Source organism: thiotrophic endosymbiont of Bathymodiolus puteoserpentis (Logatchev) (assembly GCF_900127505.1).
Lineage (GTDB): Bacteria > Pseudomonadota > Gammaproteobacteria > PS1 > Pseudothioglobaceae > Thiodubiliella.
Genome location: NZ_UEXF01000043.1, coordinates 19,126 through 29,941 on the forward strand (window position 1 = coordinate 19,126; position 10,816 = coordinate 29,941).

At 39.6% G+C, this 10,816-nt stretch carries 11 protein-coding genes and 1 pseudogene; 3 read left to right on the forward strand and 9 right to left on the reverse strand.

From position 1 onward, the window contains the following. Positions 1-190: 190 nt before the first annotated feature. From ileS to BHECKSOX2_RS06440, 7 genes and pseudogenes are all read right to left on the reverse strand, one after another. A pseudogene (gene ileS / locus BHECKSOX2_RS06410) lies at positions 191-2,344 on the reverse strand (isoleucine--tRNA ligase); the annotation flags it as partial. Between the two features lie 66 nt (positions 2,345-2,410). Then, entirely contained in the window at positions 2,411-3,145 is a 735-nt protein-coding gene (locus tag BHECKSOX2_RS06415) for a pseudouridine synthase (protein WP_139682934.1), read from the reverse strand. A 26-nt stretch (positions 3,146-3,171) separates the two neighbouring features. After that, positions 3,172-4,368, reverse strand: a complete 1,197-nt coding sequence (locus BHECKSOX2_RS06420) for a tryptophan--tRNA ligase (RefSeq protein WP_139682935.1) — start codon at positions 4,366-4,368, stop codon at positions 3,172-3,174. Next, positions 4,358-4,960, reverse strand: coding sequence for a type III pantothenate kinase (locus BHECKSOX2_RS06425; RefSeq protein ID WP_139682936.1), 603 nt, complete (start codon positions 4,958-4,960; stop codon positions 4,358-4,360). The genes BHECKSOX2_RS06420 and BHECKSOX2_RS06425 overlap by 11 nt, the downstream gene beginning before the upstream one ends. Then, positions 4,960-6,312 carry a sodium:proton antiporter NhaD gene (nhaD, locus tag BHECKSOX2_RS06430; protein ID WP_180323694.1) on the reverse strand — a complete coding sequence of 451 codons (1,353 nt, stop codon included), beginning with the start codon at positions 6,310-6,312 and terminating at the stop codon, positions 4,960-4,962. The genes BHECKSOX2_RS06425 and nhaD overlap by 1 nt, the downstream gene beginning before the upstream one ends. Positions 6,313-6,321: 9 nt before the next feature. Further along, complete coding sequence (ygfZ, locus tag BHECKSOX2_RS06435) at positions 6,322-6,969, reverse strand: CAF17-like 4Fe-4S cluster assembly/insertion protein YgfZ (protein WP_139682937.1); 648 nt, start codon at positions 6,967-6,969, stop codon at positions 6,322-6,324. Between the two features lie 142 nt (positions 6,970-7,111). Further along, positions 7,112-7,618 carry a urate hydroxylase PuuD gene (locus tag BHECKSOX2_RS06440; RefSeq protein ID WP_090717571.1) on the reverse strand — a complete coding sequence of 169 codons (507 nt, stop codon included), beginning with the start codon at positions 7,616-7,618 and terminating at the stop codon, positions 7,112-7,114. 157 nt (positions 7,619-7,775) lie between these two features. Between BHECKSOX2_RS06440 and mutM the strand changes: the two genes are divergently transcribed. The 3 genes from mutM to BHECKSOX2_RS06455 are packed head-to-tail and all read left to right on the forward strand — an operon-like array spanning position 7,776 to position 9,217. Further along, on the forward strand, positions 7,776-8,585 hold the full coding sequence (gene mutM / locus BHECKSOX2_RS06445; protein ID WP_139682938.1) for a bifunctional DNA-formamidopyrimidine glycosylase/DNA-(apurinic or apyrimidinic site) lyase: 810 nt from the start codon (positions 7,776-7,778) through the stop codon (positions 8,583-8,585). A gap of 1 nt (position 8,586) precedes the next feature. Further along, the gene (locus BHECKSOX2_RS06450) at positions 8,587-8,982 is read left to right on the forward strand and encodes a S24 family peptidase (protein ID WP_139682939.1); all 396 of its coding nucleotides are present in this window, start codon (positions 8,587-8,589) and stop codon (positions 8,980-8,982) included. 1 nt (position 8,983) lies between these two features. Then, complete coding sequence (locus BHECKSOX2_RS06455) at positions 8,984-9,217, forward strand: DUF2798 domain-containing protein (protein WP_139682940.1); 234 nt, start codon at positions 8,984-8,986, stop codon at positions 9,215-9,217. Here BHECKSOX2_RS06455 and pgeF read toward each other — a convergent pair. Beyond that, entirely contained in the window at positions 9,195-9,917 is a 723-nt protein-coding gene (gene pgeF / locus BHECKSOX2_RS06460) for a peptidoglycan editing factor PgeF (RefSeq protein ID WP_139682941.1), read from the reverse strand. The genes BHECKSOX2_RS06455 and pgeF overlap by 23 nt on opposite strands. Continuing rightward, positions 9,904-10,816, reverse strand: a 913-nt coding sequence (rluD, locus tag BHECKSOX2_RS06465; RefSeq protein WP_245391343.1) for a 23S rRNA pseudouridine(1911/1915/1917) synthase RluD, incomplete at its 5' end; no start/stop codon positions are given. The genes rluD and pgeF, both read right to left, overlap by 14 nt.

A 10,816-nucleotide genomic window follows, 5' to 3' on the forward strand; every position in this document is an offset into this window, starting at 1 on the left:
GAAATTTTAAAAATCTTCTTGTTAGAAACCACTAAGCCAATTGAATTGTGACTTTGCAGGAATGATCATTGGGTGGTCCTGTACTAAACTTGTGAATCGTTTGCCGATCGGAAATTCAAGATGGCCGCCATGACTCGACTTAGTTTAACAATATCGCATAAGGGAATTTCAGAGTATCATCTTTTATTTTGAAACCACCTAAATCATTTGAACAAAAATTACTAATAGATTTAACAACACTATGAAATTGATAATTTTTATAATCTTTTATAATTTGCTCTTGCAATTTTTGCGTCTTAACAATAATCCAATAATCTAAATATAATAATTTGTCTACTTCAACCAAGTGTTGAAGGGCATCAAAGCCCTGCATATTTGCCAACATAAAACGCATGGTATTACGAAGTCGACGATACGAATCTGCACTGCGTTTGAGAATTTCATCGCTCACCGTCATCTCGCCAGTATAGTCTGCTCCTGCAATCCACAAGCGCAGGATATCTGCACCGAGATTATTCACCACCTTTTGTGGACTCATCACATTGCCAAGCGACTTAGACATTTTCTTGCCGTGTTTATCAACGGTAAAGCCATGCGTTAATACTTGCTTATAAGGCGCTTTGCCATTGATGGCAACTGATGAGATTAACGAAGACTGGAACCAACCGCGATGCTGGTCTGAGCCTTCAAGATATAAATCTGCTACATCAGATAACTCGTCTCTTTGCTTTAAAACCGCAAAATGCGAAACCCCTGAATCAAACCACACATCTAGTGTGTCGGTAGTTTTATCGTAGTCTTTAGCCTCGGCGCCTAAGAAATCTTCAATATCAGATTCAAACCACGCTTCAATGCCACTCTTTTCAATTTTATCTGCCACTTTAATAAATAACGCTTGCATATCTGGATGTAATTCACCCGTTTGTTTGTGTACAAATAGTGTAATTGGCACGCCCCAAAAACGCTGCCTGGAGATACACCAATCTGGACGATTACCCACCATCAGTTCAATGCGTTTTTTACCCCAATCAGGAATCCAATTGACTTTCAAAATTTCCCTATTCACTGCATCACGCAAGCCATTTTGCTGCATAGAGATAAACCACTGCGGCGTTGCACGGAAAATCACCGGCGTTTTATGACGCCAGCAATGCGGATAAGAATGTTGCAAGGGCTCATGCTTAACCAGCGTATTTGTATTTTCTAAAATTTCAATAACACTGGCATTCGCCTTAAAAATAAACTGCCCGCCCAATAATTCTGTGTTTTCAAAAAACACGCCACGACTATCTACAGGACATTCAACAGGCAAGCCGTATTTCAAGCCCACTGCATAATCTTCTTGCCCGTGCGCAGGTGCTGTGTGTACTGCGCCTGTTCCTGCGTCAATAGTCACATGCTCGCCCAAAATCACAGGCACTTGCTTGTCATAAAATGGGTGTTGTGCTTTTAAACCTTCAATCTCACTACCTGAAAAAGTTTTCTCACCAACAGTAGCACCTTGTATGTCGTAACGAGAAAGTGCATTTTCAGCTAAGGCTTGTGCCAATAATAAATACTCATCACCCGTATCAACCAATACATAGTTCAGATCAGGGTGTAGCGCAACTGCTTCATTCGCAGGCAGCGTCCAAGGTGTGGTCGTCCAAATAACGATGGATACTGGCTTATCAACACCAAACAGTGTGCTGTCAATCAAGGTGAATTTAACATCAATCGCATCGGATTGCTTGTCTTGGTATTCAACTTCTGCTTCAGCTAATGCAGAGCCACACTCAGTACACCAATGTACAGGCTTGTAGCCTTTAGCAACATGGTTGTTCTCAACTATCTTGCCTAATGCACGGACAATATCCGCTTCATAACCAAAGTCTTTGGTCAAATAAGGGTTATCCCAATCACCCAAAATACCCAAGCGCTGAAAATCTTGTTTTTGTTTATTAACTTGCGTATCGGCATATTTTCTGCACTCTGCCCTAAATGAATTGGCATCAATCTTGTATCCAACTTTGCCTTTTTTCTTTTCAACATTCAGCTCAATCGGCAAACCATGGCAATCCCAGCCTGGGACATATGGTGCGTCAAAGCCCGACAATGATTTAGACTTAATAATAATATCTTTAAGTACTTTATTAACAGCATGGCCAATATGAATATCGCCATTTGCATACGGAGGACCGTCGTGCAAAATAAACTTTGGCTTGCCCTCATTGTTCTTGCGAATTTGAGCGTATAAGCCATCATCTTGCCATTTTTGTAAGAATCCACCCTCTCGATTAGCGAGATTTGCCTTCATGGCAAATTTAGTGGCAGGTAAATTTAGTGTGGATTTGTAATCAGACATTAATACTTAGAGAATAGTAATATTAAAGGCGTCATTATACTTGATGAACACCTTATATGACTTGATTTACTTCTGCAAATTAACCATGTCTAATAGTAGTTTTACTTGCCCAGGCTTGAGAGTATCGACTTGGTTTGCCCTGAGATTATCTGGCAGACGAATTTCACCAAAACGAATGCGGATTAAGCGTGATACTTTAAAGCCTAGTGATTCCCATAAGCGACGCACTTCACGCTTGCGCCCTTCTTTCAACACCACTTTATACCAACGATTTGCACCTTGTCCACCACCAACAGATACACGCGTAAATTTGGCAAAGCCATCATCTAATTCAATACCATCTGTTAATTGCTGCAAATCTTCTGGTTCAACTTTTCCCAAGACCCTAACTGCGTATTCTCTATCAATCTCAGAACTTGGGTGCATGAGTTTGTTGGCTAAATCGCCATTATTGGTGAATAGCAACAAGCCTGAGGTGTTTAAATCTAGTCGCCCTACCATTACCCAACGCGACTCTTTGGGTAATAAATCAAAAACACTCTTGCGCCCTTTCTCGTCTTTGTTAGAGCAGATAACCCCTGCTTGTTTATTCAGAATAATAACTTTGGTTTCTTCCTCTTGATAACGCGTAAGGTCAATTTTTCGCCCATCAATCTTAACTGTGTCTGTTATTTGCGCCTTATCACCAATACTAGCGGTTTTGTTGTTAACTTCGATGCGTCCTTGCTCAATCAGCCTCTCCGCCCAACGGCGTGAACCATAACCAGCTGTGGCAATCAATTTTTGTAGTCTATCCATAATTAAAATTTATCCTCAGCGCAGAAAAATCAGTAAATAATACCCATCGCTTCTCTGACTTCTGTCATTGTCTCTTTAGCAATATTACGCGCTCTTTGTGAACCGTCATGAATGATTTGTTTAATGTAGCTTGGGTCAGCTTGATATTTAGCAATGCGCTCTTGCATTGGTAGTAATTCTGCTTGAATACCCTCAATCACCGGCTGTTTGCACTCAATACAACCCATTTTTGCATGTACACAGCCATCTTTTACCCAATCGCAGGTTTGTTCATCTGAATACACTTTATGCAATTGCCAAACTGGACATTTTTCTGGGTCGCCTGCATCGGTGAGTTTAACACGCGCTGGGTCGGTTGGCATGCGCTTAATCTTGACTTCAATTTCATCTGCACTGTCACGCAAAGAAATGGTATTACCATAAGATTTACTCATTTTTTGCCCGTCTAAACCTGGCATTTTTGAAGCTTTTGTGAGTAGAGATTCTGGCTCAGGTAAAATAATTCTTCCCACACCTTCGATATAACCCAGCAATCTTTCTCTGTCGCCTAAAGTAATATTTTGTTGCTCTTTTAGCATTGCCTGTGCCCTGATTAATGCCTCATCATCGCCCGTTTCTTGATAAGCCTTACGCAATGTACGATAAGATTTGGCTTGTTTTTTACCCATTTTAGTAATAGCAATTTCTGCTTTTTCTTCAAAATCAGCCTCACGCCCATACACATAATTAAAACGCCTTGCCACTTCACGCGTCAGTTCAATATGCGCCACTTGATCTTCACCCACGGGCACCAAACCTGCTTTGTATATCAAAATATCTGCGCTTTGCAACAACGGATAACCTAAGAAACCATAGGTGCCTAAATCTTTGGTTTTTAATTTTTCTTGCTGATCCTTATAAGATGGTACGCGCTCCAACCAAGGCAATGGTGTGATCATCGATAATAGCAAATGTAGCTCTGCATGCTCTGGTACTTTTGATTGCACAAAAATCGTTGAAGTATTTGGATTAATGCCCGCTGCTAACCAATCAACCACCATTTCTGTCACATTAGATTCAAGATCAATTTTGTCAGAATAATGTGTCGTAAATGCATGCCAATCAGCAACGAAAAAATAAGAATCATACTCATTTTGTAATACCAACCAGTTTTTTAAAACGCCGTGATAATGCCCTAAATGCAGTTGCCCTGTTGGCCTCATTCCTGATAAAACTCTATTTTCCATTTGTTATTTCCAATCCTGTTATTACTAAATTTTGGTGGTATTCACCTTGCTTAATATTGAGCATTTTTTGACTACCACCAGTTATTAAAATCTTACCGTCAAACGCTTCGCAACGCTTTTCAAGATAGTCACGCAACATATTCTCAGTACCTAAACGCCATGACCTTTGACTGTCCTTACCAATAAAGGTTTTGCAAGCTTGTAGTTGATAAATCCCTGGTGTAATGCCGCCATCAATATGTCGCTTATTGCGCACAATGTCAATAGTAACAAAAGTACCGATATCCACCAACATAAAATCTCGCTCTGGATACTTATCATACCCTGCCACAAGTCCCAAAAAACGATCAACACCCAATTGCGCCAAATTATAATCAAAAACCAAATCTTTATAAGGGTTAGGTTTGATAATAGTTGGGTTGACAAAATACTGAATCAATTCGTGATGAGCAACACAGGCAATAGTGCTAATCTGGTGTTGTGGTATTGCATTGATTTGAAAATCTTTAATACCAACACTGCTATAGCAATCACCAATCTTCCAACTGATATTGCTATTACCAATATCTACTAATAAATTGGCTTTAGACACTAGACGCCGTTAATAAGGATATGTGCGTAAATGCTTGCTCCATATCCTAGTGCAATAACTGGCGTCCACTTTAAGTGAGATACAAATGTGTAAAGACCGTTTGACTGCCCCATCAGTGCCACACCTGCAGCAGAACCCACTGAAAGCAAACTGCCACCCACACCCGCAGTCAATGTAACCAACAGCCATTGTCCCGAACTCATTTCAGGATTCATCGTCAAGACTGCAAACATCACTGGGATATTGTCAACAACCGAAGACAAAACACCGACCAAAATATTAGCGTTGGTTGCACCGAGTGAGGTATACATTAACTCTGAAGTTAATGCCAAATACCCCATAAAACCTAAGCCACCAACGCTTAAAATTACCCCAAAAAAGAACAGCAAAGTGTCCCATTCAGCTTTTGCTAATTTTTTGAAAATATCGCATTCAATATTTCTAAACTTAGCAATCAAGAACGATGCTATCATTAAATAACTTAAACCCATCATCATTCCCATTGCAGGTGGTAGATGCAGGAAACTATGAAAACTTACCGCTGTAACAATGGTGAGAACAAATAAAATCACCACCATTATTCCACCTTCTTTGACTTTAATAGTGCTACTGCCTGATATCTCAGGCGACTCATTTTTAATAGCAAAATGCATAATTGCCGCTGGCACCACAAAGTTAATTAATGACGGAATAAATAAATCAAAGAAATGATAGAATTCAATAACTCCTTTTTGCCAAACCATTAGCGTGGTAATATCGCCAAACGGACTAAATGCACCGCCAGCATTTGCAGCTACCACAATATTTACAAAGGCAATAGAGATAAAACGCACATTATTACCACCAACCGATAACACCACAGCACCCATAATCAATGCTGTTGTTAAGTTATCAGCAACTGGGGAGATGAAAAACGCTAAAAATCCTGTTAACCAAAACAACTGCCTAAAAGACAATCCTTTACTGGTTAGCCATACTTTTAGCGCCTCAAAGACATTACGCTCTTTCATGGTTTCAATGTAGGTCATTGCCACCAATAAAAATAAAAATAACTCAGAAAACTCCAACAAATTGTGACGCAACACCGCTTCGGCAGTATGTGGCAACCCTTGAGAGACATACACCCAAGCAACCATTGCCCAAATAAGTCCTGCCACTAAAATCACTGGTTTGGATTTGTTAAACCCTGTAAATTCTTCCATTATTACTAAAATGTAAGCAATAACAAACAAAGCTAATGCCGTATAACCTACCCAATGACTGGTTAAATCAAGCCTTTCTTCTGTGCCGCTAGCAAATGCAAAAACAGGGAAAAACAATGACAATAATGCCAAAATTTTAGTCAATTTCATAATGTTCTCTTATGAGGGAAAATTAGCCAGTCCAAGACATTTAATTGGCTTATTATTAATAAAAAGTGCTTTGTTTTCTTCAGCAATTTTAAGCGTTGCAAAAAAGCAGGATTTTACCTGATTCAACACAGCTCCAACAGAACTGGTAGCGTCTTCTAGTGTTAATTTATCCATCGGTGAGACCTTAAAGTCACATTCAAATTGATATAATCTGCGTTTTGGCTTACCCAAATAATGCACTCTTGCCACCACTTCCTGACCCGGATAACAGCCCTTGGTAAAACTAACACCAACTTCGTTGATATCCAAATTCAAGTCCTGAGGAATGAATTTTTCACTTGTTGCCAGTGTTATCTGTACGCTATCAATTGACACTGCTTGAGCGTCAATCTCACTAAAAGCCACTTCAGTATTAAGCGCAAACATTTTTAAACGATTGTGTACCACGGCTTGTAAATCTGATGCAAAATCCAAATAAAAATCATCGCCTTGTTTTTGTACCCATATTAAGGCAATAATGCGTCCTTGATGTTGGCAATAAGCATTCAATTGCCACGCTCCATCAGCGATTTTATCAATATCGTTTGACAATTGCCCTTGCAAAAAACTTTGTGCGTCCTTGCCGCTAACTTTGAGATTAGGTGTTCTTTTTAACATAGCGAAATTATACCCTTTTCAATAGGCGAAAAAAACCGAGAACAAAGTCTCGGTTTTTCTAGTCAAATTCAAAACAGATTACTTATCTCATGCCAAAATGTATAAATCCAGCAAGCAATCTTACAAAGAATTTAGCAAAAAATTAGTGCCATGCAATCATAGTCAATAACATCGGCACAGATAAAATAACATTAATGCTTGATGCTAGTGCTGCATTCTTCTTTGCAGTTGCTATTTCTTCTGCAGATGCATCTTTCATACCTAAGATTTTTTGCTGATTTGGCCAAATAATAAACCATACATTAAACGCCATAATCGTACCCATCCAAGCACCAATACCGATAACTTGATAACCTTGTGCAAGCGTGAATGCGCCAATAATACCGTCCATACCACGAGACTGTAATGCCAACAACACTAAACCTAAGATCCAAGTAGTGGCAGCTGCCATACGAAACCACAACAACGCTCTTGGTGCAATATATTTGCCAATCGCCGCTGGACCTGGTCCATCACTATCAGCAAGTGCTGCGCCCATTGCAGGAACTTGTACAAAGTTAAAATAATACAAAAGACCAATCCAAACAATACCCGCTAAAACATGCAACCAAACACTAAAGGCATAATGTTGGTTGACGATAGAATCCATCCCTACAAAATAAACCACAATTGCAGTTGTTACAAAACCAAGTGCAATTTTGCACCGAACTAAATTAATACGATTAAACATTTCTTTCTCCGTTATTATAAAGTTGACCATTATAATAGGTTATTTTATTAGTTATTTAGTTAATTTAAGTCACAACATGCCAGAATTACCAGAAGTTGAAACCACCAAACTTGGACTTGAGCCACTGATTGTTAATCAGACGGTTGAGCGTGCGTACCTACATCGAGCTAATTTGCGTTGGGATATGCCCAAACATTTAGTCACAACACTCTCAAATCAAAGTGTGAATAAAATACAGCGACGAGGTAAGTATTTGTTGATTAAGTTTGATGTGGGTACGCTGATTATTCATCTAGGTATGAGTGGCTCAATTAAGGTGGTAGATAACGACACCCCACTTGAGAAACATGACCATTTTGAGCTGGTGTTTACGAACAGAAAAAGACTGCGTTTGAACGACCCAAGGCGCTTTGGTGCGGTGTTATTTTCTGAAAATGGGTCGCACCCTTTGTTAGATAACTTAGGCGTTGAACCGTTAGAAGGGTTATTTGATAATGAATACTTATACACTTGCTCACACAAAAAGCAACAAAACATTAAAGCCTTTATTATGGATAGCAAAGTTGTGGTGGGTGTGGGCAACATTTATGCTTGTGAAAGTTTACATCAAGCAGGCATCAGTCCTAAACGAAAAGCAGGTAGTGTTGGTAAAAAACGCTACGCCTTATTAACACAATGCATCAAGGACATTCTTACGCAAGCAATCAAAGCAGGTGGGACAACCTTGCAAGATTTTTCTGCGGTAGATGGCAAACCTGGATATTTCTCACAGACTTTGTCGGTGTATGGGTGTGAAAATGAAAATTGCATGCAATGTGATAGTAAAATAACACGCATTATCCAAAATCAAAGGTCTACTTTCTATTGCAGAAAGTGTCAAACATAAAATGAGTAAAGAAGCATTCGAAACTAATTGCGGTACTAATTCAGAGCCTTTTGCCTTGCAAAATTTAGGCAACATTATGGAGCCTGAGTTTAGTGAAAATTGTATTTTAATTATCGACCCTGGTATGCGAATCCACAACCGCGCCTACGCCGTAGTACGCTATGCCAATGAACTATATTTCCGTCAATATATTGAACGAGGCGACAAAAAATTCTTAGTTCCACTTAGCACTCAGCACGATGAAATTGAACTCAAAGGCGATTTTGAAATGGTCGGCTGTGTGGTACAACAAAAACAACGCAAGCAAAAATCTTTGCATTATTACCATTTAAACCCTGAAACCAAAGAGATGGATTTCACCATCTCTGGTAAGGAAAAAACAAAGGAAGGCAAATAACATGGAAAAGGGAAAAAGGGAAAAGAAAATACATTTGGTATTTAGTATCGTTATGTCATTATTTATGATTAGTATTATGTCATTTGTGGTGACTTATATGAATATTGGCTGGGGCGATCAAACCATTGAAAAATGGTTATCCAGTTTTGCTATTGCATGGTTAGCGGGCTTTCCACTACTGTATATTTTTGCACCGATTTTTAAGAAAATAATTATTCAGTCGTTATCCAAATAAGGTGTGCCATTCTGCCTGAGTTTGCCCCATCTCGGCGATAGGAAAAATATTTTTCTTCCTGTTCAACAGTGCATTGGTCGCCACCTGTTATTACTTTAACATCCAAGTCATTTAAAATAATGCGTGCAACCTGATAAATATCTAAGTGATATTTGCCCCTTTTTTGTGTGAATGCCATGCTCAGTTTTTCATCTTTAGCAATAAACCGCTCAAATACTTCGCTACCTACCTCAAGGTTTTTCGCACAAATCGCTGGGCCAAAATGTATCAACAAGTCATGTTCATCAAAGGCTTTGATGAATGATTCAATCACACCGTTTAAAATCCCTTGCCAACCTGCGTGTGCCACGCCTACTTGTGTACCTGATTGATTGGATGCAAAAATCGGCAGACAGTCAGCAGTCATTACCGCACAAACCACACCTTTCTCACAAGTAATAACACTGTCGCCTTCGCAATCATTTGACTGAGCATCTAAACAGATATCAGAGTGGGTTTGATTTAACCATTTTGGCTCACTGGGCAAATTATAGTGTTGAACGAGCAATGCTCGATTATGTGCAACTGATTCAAAATTATCGCCCGTATGCATTGCAAGATTAAAGTTTTCATAGCCACCCACACTCGTTCCACCTTTTAAGTATCGTGTGGTTGAAAGATGTTTAACCTTACTTGGAAAACCAACGCTAAGCTGGGTCATATTTTTGTAACACTTCAATTAGGGCTTGCATATCTTCTGGTAATAGCGCTTTCCATGACATTTCTTGCCCTGAAATCGGGTGCGTTAATGTGAGTTTTTTGGAATGCAATGCTTGACGATCAAATCCTTTGAGTGCATCTTTAAGCGCTTCATCTGCTCTCTTTGGAAAACGAACCTTACCGCCATACATTGTATCAGCAATCAGTGGATACCCTATATGCGACATATGTACACGAATTTGATGGGTGCGTCCTGTTTCCAAAACCGCCTTAACATGCGTATGGTGTCCAAACCTGTCAATCACACGGTAATGCGTAATAGCATCCTTGCCACCTTCGCTCACCGCTTGTTTAATGCGGTCTTTTGAATCACGCCCGATAGGCTCATTAACCGTGCCACCTGAGATCATATGCCCATAGACAATAGCACTATATTCTCTTGACACACTGTGCGTTTGCAATTGCTCAACTAGATTTTTTTGCGCCAATTCACTGCGTGCTACCACCATTAAGCCAGAAGTATTTTTATCCAAGCGATGTACAATACCCACTCTATCAAGTTTAGCCAGCGATGCATCGTGATATAACAGCGCATTTGCCAATGTACCACTCCAGTTACCCGCACCAGGGTGCGTCACTAGGCCAACTGGTTTATTAATGATAATGATATCTTCATCTTCAAAAACGATATCTATAGGAATATCTTGTGCCACCCAACCATTGGTTTTTTCTCGCCTGATTTCAAGCTTAACAATCTCACCACCCAAGACTTTGTCTTTAGGTTTAAAGGTTTTATCATTAACAAGAGCACTCCCTGATTTAACCCAAGTAGTGATTTTAGAACGAGAATAATCTGGCAACATTGTAGCTAGTGCACTATCAATGCGTTGCCCGATGAGT